Below are 15,913 nucleotides of genomic sequence, written 5' to 3'. Positions count from 1 at the left end.
GTCACACCGGTGGCCTGGCTCGGCCCTGCATGGCCTCCCAGACCCGGGCCGGGGTGCAAGGCATGTCCATGTGCGTCACGCCATACGGAGCCAAAGCATCCACGATGGCGTTGACGATGGCCGGCGGGGACCCGACAGTGGCCGACTCGCCGATGCCTTTGGCACCGATGGGGTGGTGCGGCGACGGCGTGACGGTGAAGCCGGTCTCCCAGTCCGGGACTTCCATCGCCGTGGGGATGAGGTAGTCCATGAAGGAGCTGCTGAGGCAGTTGCCTGCCTCGTCGAAGGCGATGATTTCCATGAGCGCCATCCCGACGCCGTCGGTCAGCCCGCCGTGGACTTGGCCTTCGATTATCATCGGGTTGATCCGGGTCCCGCAGTCGTCCACCGCGATGAAGCGGCGGACTTTGACGTGGCCAGTGCCGGCGTCGACGTCAACTACGCAGATATAGGCCCCGAACGGAAACGTCAGGTTGGGAGGGTCGTAGGTCACTTCCGCGTCCAGGTTGCCATCGATGCCCTCAGGCAAGGCTACGGTGCCGTGGGCGCCGAAGGCGATCTCGGCGATTGTCTTGCCGACGCTCGGATCGCCCTTGACGAACCAGCGGCCTTTTTCCCACTCGAGGTCCTCGGGCCTGGCCTCGAGCATCGCGGCGGCAATGAACTTCGCCTTGTCCCGGACCTTGCGCGCCACAAGCGCCACTGCGCCGCCGCTGACCGGGGTCGACCGGCTGCCGTACGTGCCCAAGCCGAAGGGCGTTTGGTCGGTGTCGCCGTGTACGACGTCGATGCTTTCGGGCGGGATGCCGAGCTCCTCGGCCACGATCTGGGCGAAAGTGGTTTCGTGGCCCTGACCCTGGCTCTGCACGGAGATCCGGACGACGGCCTTGCCCGTGGGGTGGACGCGAAGTTCTGCGCCGTCGGCCATGCCGAGCCCAACGATGTCGAAGTGCTTGCGCGGCCCGGCGCCGACGGTCTCGGTGAAGAAGGAGACGCCGATGCCCATCAGTTCGCCGCGCTCCCGCTTTTCGAGCTGCTCGCGCCGGAGATCGTCGTACCCTGCCATTTGCATGGACAGCCGCATGGCAGGCTCGTAGTTGCCCGAGTCGTACACCCAGCCGGTCTTGTTGGCGTAAGGGAACTGTTCAGGCTTGATGAAATTCTTCAGCCGAAGCTCTGCCGGATCCATCTCCAGTTTCCGGGCCAGGATGTCCACCATGCGTTCGACCAGGTAGACCGCTTCCGTCACGCGGAAGGAACAGGCGTATGCCACACCGCCGGGCGCTTTGTTGGTGTAGACACCCGTGACCTTGCAGTAGGCCGCTTTCAAGTCATAGCTCCCGGTGAAGATGGAGAAGAATCCCGCGGGGGTCTTGGTGGGCTGCGCGGTGGCATTGAACGCGCCGTGGTCTGCCAGCACGTTGGTCCGGACTGCAAGGATCTTGCCGTCCTTGGTGGCCGCAATTTCGCCCTGCATGATGTAGTCGCGGGCGAACGACGTCGACATCAGGTTTTCCGCGCGGTCCTCCACCCATTTCACCGGCTTTCCGGTGACAATCGAGCCGACGACCGCCAGGACGTAACCGGGATAAATGCCCACCTTGTTGCCAAAGCCTCCGCCGATATCAGGCGAGACGATCCGGATCTTGTGTTCCGGAATACCGGCGACGATCGCGTACAGCGTTCGGTGGGCATGCGGGGCCTGGGTAGTTTCGTAGAGGGTCAGCCTGCCGTCTACAGGATCGAAGTCCGCCACGGCACCGCAGGTTTCCATGGGCGCCGGGTGCACGCGCGGATACACGACCTCCTGGGCGACCACGACGTCGGCAGTGGCGAACACCGCCTCGGTTTCGGCCGCATCGCCGATCTCCCAGTCGAAGATCCGGTTATCCGTCCGGCCCTCGATGTCGTCACGGATGACCGGCGCGCCGGGGTCGAGGGCGCGGCGGGCATCAATCACGGGCGGCAGCATCTCGTATTCGACGTCGATCAGCTCGAGGGCGTCGCGGGCGGCATAGCGGTCCTCGGCGACGACGAAAGCGACCTCTTGGCCCTGGAAGCGGACCTTGTCCGTGACGAGGACTGCCTGGACGTCCGCCGACAGGGTGGGCGCCCAGGCGAGGTTGAGGGCCTGCAAGTCTTTGCCAGTGATGACGGCGAGTACCTTGGGATGCGCCAACGCTTCGGTGGCATCTATTGAGACCAGGCGGGCATGCGCAACCGGTGCGCGCAGGATGGCTCCATGCAGCATGCCGGGCAGCACGATGTCGTCGATGTAATTGCCCTTGCCGCGGACGAACCGCGGGTCTTCCTTGCGCTGGAGGCGGCCGAACCCGATCGGGCGGCCTGGGTCTCCGGCCGCCGGGTTGGGTGCATGCTCCTGGGTGGTGGTCATGCCGTCACCTCTTCTGCGATGGTCCCTCCGGCGCCGCCATCGTCCGTCCCAGCGTCCGCACCGAGCGGGTGGGCGGCAGCCCATTGCACCGAGCGGACAATGGTCGCGTAACCGGTGCACCGGCAAATCTGGCCGGAAATGGCTTGGCGGATCTCGGCGTCGTCGGGATGCGGGTTGCGGTCCAAGAGGGCCCTGGCGGTGAGCATCATTCCCGGAGTGCAGAATCCGCATTGCAGGCCGTGTTCCTCCATGAACCCCTGCTGCACCGGATCGAGCGTGCCACCGACGGCCAGTCCCTCCACGGTCCGGATGTCGTGTCCGTCGGCCATGACTGCCAGCACGGTGCACGATTTCACCGGCTGTCCGTCCATCAGGACGACGCAGGTTCCGCAGTTGCTGGTGTCGCATCCCCAGTGCGTGCCGGTCAATCCAAGGTTTTCGCGGATGAAGTGGACCAGCAACACGCGGGGTTCGATGTCCCGGGTCACTTCGTCCCCGTTGACCGTCATGCTGATCTGCATTGCTTTCAGCCTTCCTGTGCGCCCGCAGCGCGCGCACACGCACGCCGCAGGACCCTGCGGGTGAGTTCGTCGGCCAGATGCCGTTTGTAATCGACCGGTCCGCGCTGGTCGTCGACCGGGTGGCAGGCGGCGGCTGCGATGCGGGCGGCCTCGATGAACAGGTCTTCATGCGGCTGCTGTCCGCGAAGCACGGCTTCGGCCTCGGGGACAGTGCCGTCCAGTCCAACCGCCGTCAGTCCGATTGCGGCCTCTTCGACTGTGCCGTCTTCCGAGAGCCGGACAGCGGCCCCGGCCGCGACGACCGCCCAGTCACCCACCCGGCGTTCCACCTTTTCATAGGCGCTGCCCGAGCGCGGGCGGATCATGAAGCGGATTTCGCACAATAGCTCGTTCTGGGCCACGGCGGTTTCGTAGGGGCCGCGGTGGAAATCCGACATCGCGACGACCCGTTCGCCGTCGGGCCCGCGGATCACGGCCTGGCCGCGCAGAACATCGCAGACGGTAGACAGGTCTTCGGCCGGATCCGCTTGGCAGAGCGAGCCGCCGATCGTGCCACGGTTGCGGACCACAGGGTCCGCGATCACCTGCTCAGCGTCGCGAATTATCGGAAAGAGTTCGGCGACGTCGGTGGACTCGAGGAGCGCTGTGTGGCGGGTTAATGCGCCCACACGCAACTGGTCACCTTCCCGGCGGATGAATTCCAGTTCCGCCAGGTCATTGATGTCGATCAGCCACTCGGGCCGCGCCAGACGCAGCTTCATCATCGGCAGCAAACTGTGTCCGCCTGCGATGATGCGCGACTCGGGACCGTGGCGTTCGAGGAGTACCAGAGCGTTTGCGACATCGCTCGCGCGTTCATAATCAAATGGAGCCGGAATCTGCATTGTCCACCCCTTAGGGCCAGACGTCCTGCAGGTCGCAGGACGCGGACCTATGATCAGTCTTGCCCGCGTGATTGTGGGTGTCAACACGGTCATGAAGGCAAGATCATGGCCATTTTGAATTGCAAGAGAATTTCTCAAGCAGTGTCCTTTTCGCGACGTCTTGCCCGTCGGCACGGTGTTTCAACGGACAAGAAGAGGTGCGACCCATGGACCCGTGACGGATGCCGGGAGCGTTGACACTGTTCCGGGCCGCGAGGAGACTTCTTCTGGGGATGCCTCGCCGAAAGGAGCCCCAGATGTCGTGGCACGTCGAGGGTACGTATTTTGAGAATTGCAACTGCGACATGGTCTGCCCGTGTTCCACTTCCGGGCTGACCGCGCCGGCAGATAACGATCGCTGCAACGTGGCCTTGGCCTTTCATGTGGACACCGGTGAGGTAAACGGTGTCGACGTCGGAGGCCTGACGGTCTGCCTCGTCGCCGATACACCCGCCCTCATGAGTGACGGTGGTTGGAAGCTCGGTGTTCTGATGGATGCCGCCGCCTCACCCGAGCAAGCGGAAGCGCTCGGCGCTGTCTTCGGTGGCCAACTCGGCGGACCGATGGAGGGCCTGACACCCTTGGTCGGTGAAATGGCGGGAATGGAGTCCCTGGAAATTGCCTACACCGACGACGGGCGTTCGCACCAGGTCCGCGTTGGCAGCGCTGTCGACATGGCTGTGGAGGACTTCGTGTCTCCGCTGGATGGCACAGGACTCGGAGTGAAAATCAGCGGGATAGGATTCCCGGCGGACACCTTGGCGGCCGGCACGTCCAGCACGGCCCGCGTGGACGTGTTCGGGATGACCTGGGATAACGCCGGAAAGAACTCCTTCTCGGCTCCCTTTGCCTGGTCGGCCTAGGTGCCCCGTCCTGGCCGTCGCATGAGCGCAGTCGTGTGAAGCCCGGCTGGCCTCTGTGCTTCACAGGAGTAGCGTTTGCTTTGGCTGATGATAGGGGTCCAGATGAGCTATAAGTATCGAACCGTCCGGGTTCGCGGCACTGAGTTGATTGGAACCATTGCGCGAAAGCACGGCGGCGCGCCGGAGATCTTCGAAACCTCGAAGGACGCGAACACTTCAGTAGTTCCAGTGTTCTTCCAGGCAACGGGCGAGATCCGATTCTTCGACAGGTCAATGCTGGAGGACGTCGTGACGCCGGCCGGCTAGCAGCGGTGGGGCGTCCCTGAACTGATCATAAAACGTTTGAATTTGGGGGTCCTGCGACCTGTGGTCGGTGGCGGCAGCTTTTGTGGCCCACACTTGGCAGGTGCGTACTCTTGGTGTTGAAGAAGAATTTCTGATCGTGGATCCTGACAACGGCAGCCCCGTGCCTCTCGCTGGCGAGGTGTTGCGCCTTCATAGGGCCGGTCGCCAGGGGATGACTCCTCCTTTTCGCCCGACGTTGGAGATCGAGCTTCAGCAGGAGCAACTTGAAGTCATCACCTCTCCGCACAGCAGCCTGAGTGCACTCGCCGCAGAGATACGTGTTGGACGCTCTTACGCGGATTCGCTCGCTCGGGAGGCCGGTGCGAGAATTGCCGCCCTCGCGACGTCGCCGCTGCCGGTCACTCCCCATGCAACCAACACCGAGCGCTACGACGCACTCCTGGAAAAGTTCGCTCTGACGGCCAGAGAGCAGCTGACCTGCGGATATCACGTCCATGTTTCCGTTGATTCGGATGAGGAAGGCGTCGCAGTCTTGGACCGGATCAGGTCCTGGCTTCCGGCGCTGACTGCACTGAGCTCGAATTCCCCGTTCTGGAACGGGGCGGACAGCGGTTATGCCAGTTTCCGGACCCAAGCCTGGAACCGCTGGTCCAGCGCCGGTCCCACGGATGTATTCGGGTCTGCCGCGGCTTATCACTCGATGGTGTCGGACCTGTCGGGAACCGGGGTGGTCATGAGCCCGGATTTTGATGCTCGCCTGTCCGCCCGGCACCCTACGGTCGAGATTCGTGTCTCGGATGTTTGCCTTGATGCCCGGGATACCGTCCTGATTGCGGCCTTGGTGCGTGCCTTGGTGGACACTGCCGCCAGGGAATGGCAGTCCGGACAACGGCCGGACATGGTTTCTGCGACTGTCCTGCGCCAGGCCACGTGGCGAGCGAGCCGGTTCGGCCTGCAGGGGGACCTGCTCGACCCGAAAACCCATAAGCCCGGCACCGCAAGGCATGTCCTCGCCGCACTCCACTCCCACGTCCGCGATGCTCTGGACGAAACCGGGGACGCACACTACGCCAAGGAGGGATTGCAAAGGATCCTTAGCCAAGGCACGGGAGCAGCCCGGCAACGGCAAGCCCACGAACGCACCGGCGGTCTCTCCGGAGTCGTCGCATATGCAACGGGCGTTACCCACCTCGAACCCGTAGATCACCGGCACACCGGCGAACCATGCCTCGCGCCCGACGCAGGCACTTCCGTCCTCGTGGCGAGCTAGCCGCCGTCTTCCTATATGGGTGAATCACGACCTGGGTGGGCATGCCGCAGCGGTCGGGGGAAATTGCGGCTCCATTGGAGTGCGCCGTTAGGGTGAGGCATGAGCGATCAAGGAAAGACCTGGCACGAAAACCACAAGGAATCATTGACGAGGGGTCAACGCGCCGCGGATGTCATGCGGAACGGGATGGGCAGTTGGCCATTCGTCGGCAGCTTTGTCGGGTTCATGATTCTCTGGGCGGCCATCAACAGCTGGGCGTTGGCGAACAACGCCTGGGATCCGTATCCGTATATTTTATTGAATCTTTTCCTCTCGATGCTGGCAGGGCTGCAGGGAGCCATTCTTCTCATCGCGGCCAAACGTCAGGATGCGATTGCCGCGGTGATGTCCCGGCACGATCATGACACCAATGTGAAATCCAAAGAAGAGATCGATCTGCTCATGGCCATCAACAGTCAGCAACTGGAGATCCTTCGTGAACTGCAGGTACTTGCAGCCGCAGGGAACGTCAGGATCGATACAGTTGCGGGCAAGAACTCAGACCTTTCGTAATGCACCGCGGCGAGGCATTTGCTGCCGGAACCAGAACCAGGAAGGAAGCCAATGCCTGAGGGCAACAATTCCCCGAACAAACGCACGACGTCGCCGATCTGGTCCGACGGCCTTGGCCGCGCCGGGATCCGTTCAGGGCAGATGCTCCTGGTCATCACTCTGGCATCGGTGATTCTGTGGGCTTTGACCAGGGTGCCCCTCGCCGTTATCCCGGTCACGATCGCGCTCATTCTTGCCTCAGCAATTTCACCTCTCGTACGTTGGTTGACTGCTCGCAAATGGCCCCGGGCACTCGCTGTCTCAGCTTCGTTCGTGGGGATCCTTGCAGTCTTCGGCGGAGTCGTCACTGGAATCGTTTTTCTTATTAGGGAGCAATCCAAGGAGCTTGCCGTCAAATTCACTGCTGGCATCGACCAACTGCACCAATTTCTGAACAACGGCCCACTCAAAGTCAGCGACGAACAACTCCGCTCCGTGATCGATTCCGTCCAGCGCTTCTTCACGAGCAGCACCTTCGGTGCCGAAGCGCTAACCGGGGCCCGTACGTTCGGTGAAATTCTGGCCGGCTTGGTTCTTATGGTGGTGATCTTGTTCTTCTTCCTCAAAGACGGCGAAAAGATCAGGACTTTCCTCTTCGGGTTTCTCCCGGCCGGTCACCGAAGCAAGGCCCATCTGGCTGCGGAACGGAGCGCCACCGTTCTGGGAGGCTATGTCCGGGGCACGGCTCTCATCGCAGCAGTGAACGGCGTGATCATCGGGACAATCCTGCTCATCCTCGGTGTTCCGCTTGCCCTACCTCTGGGCGTCTTTGTGTTTATCGGCGGGTTCATTCCCATCGTTGGTTCCACTGCGGCCGGTACCCTCGCCGTGGGTGTCGCTCTGATCTCGAACGGTCCGGTGACGTCCCTCATCGTCCTCGCCGTCCTCATCGCGGCCAATCAGCTAGAGCATCACTTCCTTCAACCCGTTTTGATGGGTAAGGTCCTGAGCATTCATGGACTGGCCATTTTGCTGGCCTTGGCCATTGGCACGATGCTCGCAGGCATTATCGGTGCCTTGTTGGCCGTACCGACCGCCGCCGTTGGCTGGACTGTTATCAAGACGTGGACCGGGCGCGGCGACTCGGCTTCCGCTGGGATCTACCCCACCGGTGGAACGGTGGCCTGATCAGCGATCATTGCCAAAGCTCGATCCTACGGTTCCAGCCCGATCCTACGGTTCCAGCCCGATCCTACGGTTGTGCGAGGAGTTCGTCGTGCAACTGCTGCAAGTGGGAGGTTTGAGCTGCCAACGCTCGTGTGGTCGGAGGGGGAGCGGGTGCCCGGACGTCCGCAAGGGGATCGTCAGTGCGGGGGACGGTGAGCCTCAGGGCCCCGCCGACGTCAGGTGCCGCTTCATCACGGCGGGTGAGTGCTGGTAGATTCCAACGACGTTCGACGGTCGCGAGGATGCTGGTGTGATCGAGCGGGACCGAACCGGGAGCTCGAAAGACGGTGCCACGTGGGATGAGTGGACTGATCAGTACCGTTGGCACCCGTGGCCCGAACCGCGTGAAATCAAAACCGAATTCTCCCGGCGCGTTGTCCGGTGGCGTCGCGCCCCACGGCGGGGCGACGTGGTCATAGCAGCCGCCGTGCTCGTCATACGTGACGATCAGCAGGGTGGAGTCCCAGTCCGGCCCATCGTGGACTGCACGATAAGCGTCGAGCAGGAACTGCTCGCCGAGGGCGACGTTGTAGTTGGGGTGTTCGCTGTTGCCCGTCGCGGACCATGACGGTTCAAGGAACGCGTAGGCGGGGAGCTTCCCGGCTGCCGCGTCGGCCTGGAAATCGGTAAACAGGCCAACGTTCGACGCCGGTGCATGCCGCGTGTCGTCGAAGTCCAGCTTCGTCAGGGGAGACTTTGTTTCGCCGTAGATTTTCCACGGGATGCCATGGCGGCCCAGGTGCCCGAATATGCTCGGGACGGTGAATCGCTTGGCCTTGTCATCCAGGTGTCCTTGGCTGGTGCCGGCGCACGCAAAGGCCCGGTTGGGCATGGTCATGGTGGGAGCTGATGCGAACCAGGCGTCGCAGACGGCGAATCCCTCCGCCATCGCGGACAGCACAGGCAGTGTCTGCGGGGTGTAGCAGCCCATGATCATTTGCTCGGTTGTTCCCGGTACCACGTGCCAACCCTTGGCTAGGTTGTCCTTGATGGCGCCCGCATAGTTGGTCACGAAACCAGTCATCGATGGGGCAGCCCCGGCTTCCGGCGCGCTGGTGCTGCCATAGAGCTGGTCGTTGGTTGCCTGGTATCCCTCTCCGGGGTCGGCGCCCGGCATGAAGTAGACGTCGGAGGTCGACGGAGTCAGCCGATAGACGGTGACCGGGCTGCCGTCGGTGCCCGGGCAGGTCTCTGTGCCTGTTAGGCCGTCAAAAGGGTCTCCGGCAGGGGACACATTGCCGGAATCGGCATAGAGGTATCCGAGCATATGGTCGAATGAGCGGTTCTCGAGCATCAGTACTACGATGTGCTCGACGGCGCTGAGACCACTTGCCGCCACGGTGACCATCCCCTTCGAAGAGAGCTGCTGCCCGTGCTGAACAGTCTCCCACGCCGAGGTCGTCGTGGCTATGCCGGAAGAGCCGAAGGAATCGGAGGCGTAGCTGAGAGGCGTTACTCGGCAAACGGCCGCTTTCGTTGCTGTTTCGTCGCCGCCCGCAGTTCCTTTGCGGCTCGGTGCCTCCGCTTCGAGCTGCGGGTGGGTTTGGTCGCCCGGCGGCTGGCAGCTTCGGAAGCAAGACCCTCCAGGACGAGGTCGGAGAGCTTGGCCAGGGCGATCTCCCGATTGCGCAGCTGGGAGCGCCGCTCGGAGGCGGTCACGGTGATCACCCCGGCGATGAGACGTCGTCCGAGTCGCGTGACCAGCATCAGCCGCTGGTCATCAGAAAGCGCCGCGGAGTCCGCGACATTCCACGAGAGTTCGACGCGGCTGTCCGAGGTATTGACGTGTTGACCGCCGGGCCCGGACGAACGCGAGAACCGCCAACTGAGTTCCGACGCCGGAATCGTCAGCGCGGGCGACACCTCAAGATCCATGCGACTAGCGTTGCACGATATGGGCGGGATCAAAGCCCCGCCCGCGCGGGTTCCAGCTCAGCGTTCGGATGTTTTCGCGGCTTTGATGGCGGCCTTGGCAGCCTGCTTGCTGGCGCGCACCTTTCTCAGCGACTCCGCGTCCACGATGTCGGCAACGGAAAGGAACGCACTCTCCTGGCCATAGGGCTCGGCAGCCTCACGCCAGCCTGCAGCCTGAAGTCCGCACTGCTTGCCGAGCAGCGCCAGGAAGATCTTTGCCTTTTGCTCGCCGAAGCCGGGCAATTCCTTCAACCTGCGGAGCACTTCCTGGCCGTCAGGGCGGTCCTGGGTCCAGATGGCAGTTGCGTCGCCGTTCCAATCGCGCTGTACGATCGCGGCGAGGTCCTGGACTCGGCCGGCCATGGAGCCGGGGAAGCGGTGGACGGACGGACGCTCCTTGAAGATTTCAACGAAGCCTGCCGGGTCATATTCGGCGATTGCGGCAGGGAGCATGGATCCGACGCGTGTCCGGATTTTTTCAGGTCCGGCAAACGCAGACTCCATGGTCACCTGTTGGTCAAGCAGCATGCCGATGAGAAGTGCGAACGCGTCATCGCTGAGCAGTTGGTCGGCGGCGGGGTCGCCAGTGATATGCAATTCCATGCGCCCATCCTCCCACCTGCACTCTTGATCCGCTGCCACAACGGGCCCCGGTTTTGAAGACGGGGCCCCGCGCGCCGTGATGCGTATTAGGCGATCCTGCGGCGATAGGTTGCCATGGCGAATATGTACGCGATGACGAGGATGCCGACACACCAGGCAAGGGCGAGCCAGATGTCGCTGCCCACGGGCTGTTCCGTGAACAGGTCCCGGATCGCGTTGACTATTGACGTCACCGGCTGGTGCTCAGCGAAGGCCCGCACCGGGCCGGGCATCGTGGCCGTGGGCACGAACGCCGAGCTGATGAACGGCAGGAAGATGAGCGGGTAGGAGAACGCACTCGCGCCGTCCACGGACTTCGCGGTGAGACCGGGGATGACGGCGATCCACGTCAACGCCAACGTGAACAAGACCAGGATTCCGGCGACCGCGAGCCACGCCAGCACTCCCGCCCCCGAACGGAAGCCCATGAGCATGGCGACGAGCACGACGACCACGAGCGAGGTCAGATTGGCGACAAGTGAGGTCAGCACGTGCGCCCAAAGCACGGACGACCGTGCGATCGGCATCGACTGGAATCGCTCGAAAATGCCGCTTTTCATATCCAGGAAGAGCCGGTACGCCGTGTAGGAGATGCCCGAGGCGATCGTGATGAGCAAAATGCCGGGCAGCAGGTAGCTCACATATGAATCCGAGCCAGAGTTGATCGCGCCGCCGAAGACATAGACGAACAGCAGCATGAAGGCGATTGGCATGATGGCGGTGGTGATGATGGTGTCCATGCTGCGCGCGATGTGCCGAAGGGATCGTCCCAGCAGGACGGCGGTGTCGCCGAAGAAATGCGTGGTCATTGTTGTTCCTTACTCGTTCGCGCCGCGGCCGCGGTCATGGCGTCGTCGTTGCCGTTGTCACCGACTATGGCGAGGAAGACGTCCTCGAGGGAAGGCTGCTTCTCGACATATTCGACCTTGGCAGGTGGGAGCAGCTGCTTGAGCTCGGTGAGGGTCCCGTTCACAATGATCCGACCCTCGTGGAGGATCGCGATCCGGTCGGCGAGTTGTTCGGCCTCATCCAGATACTGCGTCGTGAGCAGCACCGTTGTGCCCCGCCCGGCGAGTTCCTTGACGGCCTGCCACACCTCGATGCGCGCCTGGGGGTCGAGCCCGGTGGTCGGCTCGTCGAGGAAGATGAGGGGCGGAGTCCCGATGAGGCTCATCGCTATGTCGAGGCGGCGGCGCATGCCACCCGAATACGTCGCGACCTTCCGTGCGGCCGCGTCAGTCAGCGAGAAACGATCGAGCAGGTCAGCCGCGGTCGTCCGTGGGTCCTTGAGGTGCCGCAACCGGGCGACCAGCACGAGGTTCTCCCGCCCGCTGAGGATTTCGTCGACGGCCGCGAACTGTCCGGTGAGGCTGATGGACTCCCGCACCTCCGCAGCCTGCGTGTCGACATCGAAGCCGTTGACCCTTGCGGTCCCACCGTCGGCCTTGAGCAGTGTGGACAGGATATTCACCACCGTGGTCTTTCCTGCCCCGTTTGAGCCGAGGAGGGCGAAGATGGTCCCCGGTGCCACGTCGAAGTCCACGCCGCGCAGTACGTGTAGATCCTTGTAGGACTTTTCCATGCCCTGCACGCGGATTGCGGGTTCGCGAGTGATGGATGCACTGGTCATGAGTCCTTCTCCTCTGCAACATTGCCGGCAGCGGCGTCGATCGCCTTGATCAGGCGCTCGCGTTCCTTGTTGATCCACTGACCGCCCGTGTAGTTTTGCATGAACGTTTCCGCGAACTCGACGGGGTCGTTACCGACGATTTCGCGGATCGGCGTTCCGTCCGCGGCGCTCTGCTCGAAGAGGTCGGCGAGATCGCCGAGCATCGACACCAGCACGTTGCCCTTGGTGATGGCCCCGAAGTACATCAGGTACCGCTCCAGCGCCGTCGCCGCCGCGCGATAGTCGGCGGGAAGCTGCTCCACGCGCGTCTTGTACTGCCGGTACTGCTTCTTTTGTTCGAGCGATCCCGTAAGCTGCTCGATCCACCCTGCGGCCATGTTACTTTCCTCCTTTTCGGAGCTGTTCCAGTCGTTCGGACAGGAAACTCCACGTGTTCCAGAATTCGTCCAGTTCTTTTTTGCCCAGCTCGTTGAGCGAGTACACCTTGCGTGGGGGTCCTTTCTCGGACGGACGCTTCTCGACGTCGACGAGGCCTTTCTGCTCGATCCTGACGAGCAGTGCGTAGACGGTGCCCTCTGCGATATCGGAGAAGCCCTTCGCCCGGAGCAGTGCCGTGATTTCGTACCCGTACGCCGGGTTCCCGGTCAGGAGGGCAAGAACAATGCCCTCCAGTGTCCCCTTGAGCATCTCCGTCATCTGCTTGCCCATCGGACTTCTCCTTGACTACTCAGTGTCACTAACTACCAATACATAGTATCGCTAAGTACCGGGAGTGCAAGCCCCGGTCGATATAGTTGCGGCATGCCCGAGAAGAGGCGCGGTTGGGTGGACCGGGTGATTAGCTCACCGGCGTGAATGGGAGGGAAAACTCTTGGTCAAGGTCCGCATGATCGTGCCGGCCAACGTGCGCCACCGTTCCGGCGGCAACATCTACAACGCGAGGTTGGTTGAATCCTTCCGTGCCCAAGGCGCGGAAGTCGCCGTCCACAGCCTTGACGGTGGCTGGCCTTCCGGAACCGCCACGGACAAGAGCCACCTGGCTGCGGCGCTCGCCGGAGACAATTTGTCCATCTGCATTGTCGATGGCCTGATTGCCACAAGAGCACCCACGGAAATCGAGACCGCTACCGCTGCCGGGGGCAGGGTCTGGGTGTTGCTGCACATGCCCCTTTCCGGAGGACTGGACCTTGAAAGGCGCGCACTCCACGCCGCGACGGGTCTTCTCTGCACCGGGTCCGGTACCGCCGACGCCGCCAAACGGTGGGGCCTGCCAAACGTGCATGTGGCGACCGCCGGCGCAGATCGCCCCGGGAAGCGGGAAATTCCCGGGGGACCAGGAGGAAAGCCAAGACCGTCCGGGGCTTCGGAGGCGCCGCACTTCATCATGGTTGGCGCCCTGCTTCCCAATAAGGACCAGATCTTCTTTGTCGAGGCTTTGGCGCGGATCAAGGACCTGGCCTGGACAGCGGCGATTGTGGGTTCCACAACCGCTGACCCGTCCTACGCAGCGGCCGTGCGAGAGCGCATCTTCCGGCATGGACTCGAGAAGCGCGTGGAACTAAGAGGCGAACTTTGCGGTCCGGCTTTGGAGGAACAGTGGCTCCGCGCGGATCTCAGTTTGCTGATCTCGCATTCGGAGTCCTTCGGCATGGTCGTCCAGGAATCCCTGGCTCACGGTATACCGGTGGTGGTTCGCAAGGGTACCGGTGCCGTCGAAGCGCTCGGAGCCCACGGGGCCGGCGAAGCCATCGATCTTGCCCCGGGAACCGGGTCCTTGGCGGAGATGCTCCAAAGATGGCTCAGCGATTCGGCGTTGCGGAAGAGATGGCAGGATGCGGCTGCGGCAGCCAGCCGGGTGTTGCCCCGATGGGAAGAAACGGCCCGTGAGGTCCTTCGCATCGTCACCGATACACGTCATTAGCCTCGCGCGCGAAGCTCCCGCCGAAGGATCTTCCCCGACGCCGACTTGGGAATCGCGTCAACGAACTCGACGAACCGCACCCGCTTGAACGGCGCCGCGTGCTCGGCCACGAACAACATGACGTCCTCGTCACCCAGCTCAGCCCCGGCCTGCCGGACGACGAACGCCTTCGGCACCTCCTCGCCGTCGTCCGCTGGCACGCCGATCACCGCGGCGTCCGCAATCCGGGGGTGGGTGAGCAAGAGTGCTTCGAGTTCGGCGGGCGCGATCTGGTAGCCCTTGTACTTGATGAGCTCCTTAAGCCGGTCGACGATCGTCACGATGCCGTCAGCGGTAACCGTCGCGATGTCGCCTGTGCGGAGGAAACCATCCGGGTCGATCGTAGCGGCAGTCGCGTCCGGCCGGTTGAGGTAGCCGAGCATGACCTGCGGGCCGCGGACCAGGAGTTGGCCGCGCCCGGTCTCTCCCTCGGAGGGCAGCGGGATCTCTTCATCCGTGGCAATGTCGAGGAGCTTGCACTCCGTGTTCGGTACCGTGTAGCCGACCGAATCGAGGGGTATCCGGGCGTCGGGATCGAACGGAATGAGATGGGAGACGGGGCTCAGCTCGGTCATTCCGTAGCCCTGGAGCATCGTGCACCCGAGCCGGCTCGCAACCGCGTGCCCCAGCTCGCCATCGAGTGGGGCCGCCCCGGAAAGCACGGCGCGGACGGAGGTGAGATCGTACTGGTCTATCAATGGATGCTTCGCGAGCGCGACAGCGATAGGCGGGGCGATGAAAAGGTAGGTACAGCGGTGGTCCCGCGTGATCCGGAGGAACTCAGCGAGGTCGAACTTGGGCATGGTGACGAGCCGGGCCCGTTCCGAGAAGGCGAGATTCAGCAGGACCGTCATGCCGTAGATATGGAAGAACGGCAGGACTGCCAGCAGCACGTCGTCCTGGTTGACGCGGAGGAGCGCGCGCGACTGGCTGACGTTCGCCACGAGGTTGTACTGGCTCAGCATGACGCCCTTCGGGATGCCGCTCGTGCCCGAGGAATAGGGGATGACGGCCGCGGCGTGCGGGTCGACGCGCACGTCCGGAGCGCGGAGGCCCGCTCCGAGCGCTTCGGCGAGGGAAGGATGTCCTGCAGCGGCGGCCGCGTCACCGCCGTCGAGCACCACGAGCCGCTCGGCCGGTATACCGGCCGCCTGCGCTCCGGCCCGGGCCCGCTCAAGGAACGGCGAGACGGTGAAGAGCCACGAGGCACCCGCGTCAGTAAGCTGGCGGCCGACTTCATCGGCCGTGTAAAGCGCGTTGACGGTAGTGACGGTGGCGCCCGCGCGGAGGATCCCGTGGAAGACGACGGCGAACGCCGGGATGTTGGGGCAGAACAGGCCCGCTGTGGTCCCCGGCCCGGCGTCGTGGCTTGCGAGCCAGCCGGCGAGGGCATCGATGCGCCTGACGAGCTCGCGGTACGTCGTTTCGCCGCCGGCCGTGCCGTCGACGAGCGCCACCCGGTCCAGGTCCTCAACGCTTAACCCGCCGAACAGGTAGTCGTACAGAGTCGCTTCGGGAATCTCGACGTCCGGGTACGGGCTGGCGAACATGGCGGCTCCTTCGACGCACGACGGCGGGAGTCGCCGTCGTGCGTCCATTACACCACCAAGCTCTACTGCAGGGACATGGGGCGCCTCGGCTGAGGATGCTCGTCTTCCGGCACGGTGGGCGGCGCCCTGGCCGCCGCCCGACTGCAATCGTGAGCCATGGCCTCTTGCCCGTGGGCGTGCC

17 protein-coding genes are annotated in these 15,913 nt (G+C 63.5%); 6 read left to right on the top strand and 11 right to left on the bottom strand.

The window, feature by feature from the left end:
* Position 1 precedes the first annotated feature (1 nt).
* Genes AC3ANQ_RS12495 through AC3ANQ_RS12485 form a run of 3 tightly spaced genes read right to left on the bottom strand, consistent with a single transcriptional unit; the run spans position 2 to position 3,800 of the window.
* Positions 2–2,395, bottom strand: coding sequence for an aerobic carbon-monoxide dehydrogenase large subunit (locus AC3ANQ_RS12495; protein ID WP_488301343.1), 2,394 nt, complete (start codon positions 2,393–2,395; stop codon positions 2–4).
* Positions 2,392–2,916, bottom strand: a complete 525-nt coding sequence (locus AC3ANQ_RS12490; protein ID WP_488301342.1) for a (2Fe-2S)-binding protein — start codon at positions 2,914–2,916, stop codon at positions 2,392–2,394. The genes AC3ANQ_RS12495 and AC3ANQ_RS12490 overlap by 4 nt, the downstream gene beginning before the upstream one ends.
* A 5-nt stretch (positions 2,917–2,921) precedes the next feature.
* Entirely contained in the window at positions 2,922–3,800 is an 879-nt protein-coding gene (locus tag AC3ANQ_RS12485; RefSeq protein ID WP_488301341.1) for an FAD binding domain-containing protein, read from the bottom strand.
* Between the two features lie 296 nt (positions 3,801–4,096).
* On the opposite strand from AC3ANQ_RS12485, the gene AC3ANQ_RS12480 reads away from it, so the two are divergent.
* From AC3ANQ_RS12480 to AC3ANQ_RS12460, 5 genes are all read left to right on the top strand, one after another.
* Entirely contained in the window at positions 4,097–4,702 is a 606-nt protein-coding gene (locus AC3ANQ_RS12480) for a DUF1326 domain-containing protein (protein ID WP_488301340.1), read from the top strand.
* A 102-nt stretch (positions 4,703–4,804) separates the two neighbouring features.
* A complete protein-coding gene (locus tag AC3ANQ_RS12475) occupies positions 4,805–5,008 on the top strand; it encodes a hypothetical protein (protein ID WP_488301339.1) in 204 nt (67 codons plus the stop codon).
* 100 nt (positions 5,009–5,108) lie between these two features.
* Positions 5,109–6,278 carry a glutamate--cysteine ligase gene (locus AC3ANQ_RS12470; RefSeq protein WP_488301338.1) on the top strand — a complete coding sequence of 390 codons (1,170 nt, stop codon included), beginning with the start codon at positions 5,109–5,111 and terminating at the stop codon, positions 6,276–6,278.
* 99 nt (positions 6,279–6,377) lie between these two features.
* Positions 6,378–6,830, top strand: a complete 453-nt coding sequence (locus tag AC3ANQ_RS12465; protein ID WP_488301337.1) for a DUF1003 domain-containing protein — start codon at positions 6,378–6,380, stop codon at positions 6,828–6,830.
* Between the two features lie 51 nt (positions 6,831–6,881).
* Entirely contained in the window at positions 6,882–7,997 is a 1,116-nt protein-coding gene (locus AC3ANQ_RS12460; RefSeq protein WP_488301336.1) for an AI-2E family transporter, read from the top strand.
* 64 nt (positions 7,998–8,061) lie between these two features.
* Here the strand turns inward: AC3ANQ_RS12460 and AC3ANQ_RS12455 are convergent, their stop codons facing one another.
* The 7 genes from AC3ANQ_RS12455 to AC3ANQ_RS12425 form a co-directional block, all read right to left on the bottom strand.
* The gene (locus tag AC3ANQ_RS12455; protein WP_488301335.1) at positions 8,062–9,375 is read right to left on the bottom strand and encodes an alkaline phosphatase family protein; all 1,314 of its coding nucleotides are present in this window, start codon (positions 9,373–9,375) and stop codon (positions 8,062–8,064) included.
* A 113-nt stretch (positions 9,376–9,488) separates the two neighbouring features.
* Positions 9,489–9,911, bottom strand: coding sequence for an alternative ribosome rescue aminoacyl-tRNA hydrolase ArfB (arfB, locus tag AC3ANQ_RS12450; protein WP_488301334.1), 423 nt, complete (start codon positions 9,909–9,911; stop codon positions 9,489–9,491).
* 57 nt (positions 9,912–9,968) lie between these two features.
* Positions 9,969–10,553 carry an HhH-GPD-type base excision DNA repair protein gene (locus AC3ANQ_RS12445; protein WP_488301333.1) on the bottom strand — a complete coding sequence of 195 codons (585 nt, stop codon included), beginning with the start codon at positions 10,551–10,553 and terminating at the stop codon, positions 9,969–9,971.
* A gap of 86 nt (positions 10,554–10,639) precedes the next feature.
* On the bottom strand, positions 10,640–11,401 hold the full coding sequence (locus AC3ANQ_RS12440) for an ABC transporter permease (RefSeq protein ID WP_488301332.1): 762 nt from the start codon (positions 11,399–11,401) through the stop codon (positions 10,640–10,642).
* Entirely contained in the window at positions 11,398–12,222 is an 825-nt protein-coding gene (locus tag AC3ANQ_RS12435) for an ABC transporter ATP-binding protein (protein WP_488301331.1), read from the bottom strand. Before AC3ANQ_RS12435 ends, AC3ANQ_RS12440 begins: the two co-directional genes overlap by 4 nt.
* On the bottom strand, positions 12,219–12,599 hold the full coding sequence (locus AC3ANQ_RS12430) for a DUF1048 domain-containing protein (protein WP_488301330.1): 381 nt from the start codon (positions 12,597–12,599) through the stop codon (positions 12,219–12,221). The genes AC3ANQ_RS12435 and AC3ANQ_RS12430 overlap by 4 nt, the downstream gene beginning before the upstream one ends.
* A 1-nt stretch (position 12,600) precedes the next feature.
* Positions 12,601–12,930 carry a PadR family transcriptional regulator gene (locus AC3ANQ_RS12425; RefSeq protein WP_488301329.1) on the bottom strand — a complete coding sequence of 110 codons (330 nt, stop codon included), beginning with the start codon at positions 12,928–12,930 and terminating at the stop codon, positions 12,601–12,603.
* 163 nt (positions 12,931–13,093) lie between these two features.
* On the opposite strand from AC3ANQ_RS12425, the gene AC3ANQ_RS12420 reads away from it, so the two are divergent.
* Complete coding sequence (locus tag AC3ANQ_RS12420; protein ID WP_488301328.1) at positions 13,094–14,143, top strand: glycosyltransferase; 1,050 nt, start codon at positions 13,094–13,096, stop codon at positions 14,141–14,143.
* Here AC3ANQ_RS12420 and AC3ANQ_RS12415 read toward each other — a convergent pair.
* Positions 14,140–15,732 (bottom strand): AMP-binding protein, encoded by a 1,593-nt coding sequence (locus AC3ANQ_RS12415; RefSeq protein ID WP_488301327.1) that lies wholly within the window; start codon positions 15,730–15,732, stop codon positions 14,140–14,142. The two genes, AC3ANQ_RS12420 and AC3ANQ_RS12415, sit on opposite strands and share 4 nt — an antisense overlap.
* Between the last annotated feature and the right edge of the window lie 181 nt (positions 15,733–15,913).

Source organism: Arthrobacter sp. DMZ02-1R (assembly GCF_057747935.1).
The sequence above is the reverse complement of the archived record's forward strand: the minus strand, read 5'-3'. Positions and strand labels throughout refer to the sequence as shown.

What these genes read in the sequence shown, in the direction of transcription:
- AC3ANQ_RS12495 (WP_488301343.1), bottom strand. Translation starts at nt 2,395, where the DNA reads ATGACCACCACCCAGGAGCATGCACCCAACCCGGCGGCCGGAGACCCA.
- AC3ANQ_RS12490 (WP_488301342.1), bottom strand. Translation starts at nt 2,916, where the DNA reads ATGCAGATCAGCATGACGGTCAACGGGGACGAAGTGACCCGGGACATC.
- AC3ANQ_RS12485 (WP_488301341.1), bottom strand. Translation starts at nt 3,800, where the DNA reads ATGCAGATTCCGGCTCCATTTGATTATGAACGCGCGAGCGATGTCGCA.
- AC3ANQ_RS12480 (WP_488301340.1), top strand. Translation starts at nt 4,097, where the DNA reads ATGTCGTGGCACGTCGAGGGTACGTATTTTGAGAATTGCAACTGCGAC.
- AC3ANQ_RS12475 (WP_488301339.1), top strand. Translation starts at nt 4,805, where the DNA reads ATGAGCTATAAGTATCGAACCGTCCGGGTTCGCGGCACTGAGTTGATT.
- AC3ANQ_RS12465 (WP_488301337.1), top strand. Translation starts at nt 6,378, where the DNA reads ATGAGCGATCAAGGAAAGACCTGGCACGAAAACCACAAGGAATCATTG.
- AC3ANQ_RS12460 (WP_488301336.1), top strand. Translation starts at nt 6,882, where the DNA reads ATGCCTGAGGGCAACAATTCCCCGAACAAACGCACGACGTCGCCGATC.
- arfB (WP_488301334.1), bottom strand. Translation starts at nt 9,911, where the DNA reads ATGGATCTTGAGGTGTCGCCCGCGCTGACGATTCCGGCGTCGGAACTC.
- AC3ANQ_RS12445 (WP_488301333.1), bottom strand. Translation starts at nt 10,553, where the DNA reads ATGGAATTGCATATCACTGGCGACCCCGCCGCCGACCAACTGCTCAGC.
- AC3ANQ_RS12440 (WP_488301332.1), bottom strand. Translation starts at nt 11,401, where the DNA reads ATGACCACGCATTTCTTCGGCGACACCGCCGTCCTGCTGGGACGATCC.
- AC3ANQ_RS12435 (WP_488301331.1), bottom strand. Translation starts at nt 12,222, where the DNA reads ATGACCAGTGCATCCATCACTCGCGAACCCGCAATCCGCGTGCAGGGC.
- AC3ANQ_RS12430 (WP_488301330.1), bottom strand. Translation starts at nt 12,599, where the DNA reads ATGGCCGCAGGGTGGATCGAGCAGCTTACGGGATCGCTCGAACAAAAG.
- AC3ANQ_RS12425 (WP_488301329.1), bottom strand. Translation starts at nt 12,930, where the DNA reads ATGGGCAAGCAGATGACGGAGATGCTCAAGGGGACACTGGAGGGCATT.
- AC3ANQ_RS12415 (WP_488301327.1), bottom strand. Translation starts at nt 15,732, where the DNA reads ATGTTCGCCAGCCCGTACCCGGACGTCGAGATTCCCGAAGCGACTCTG.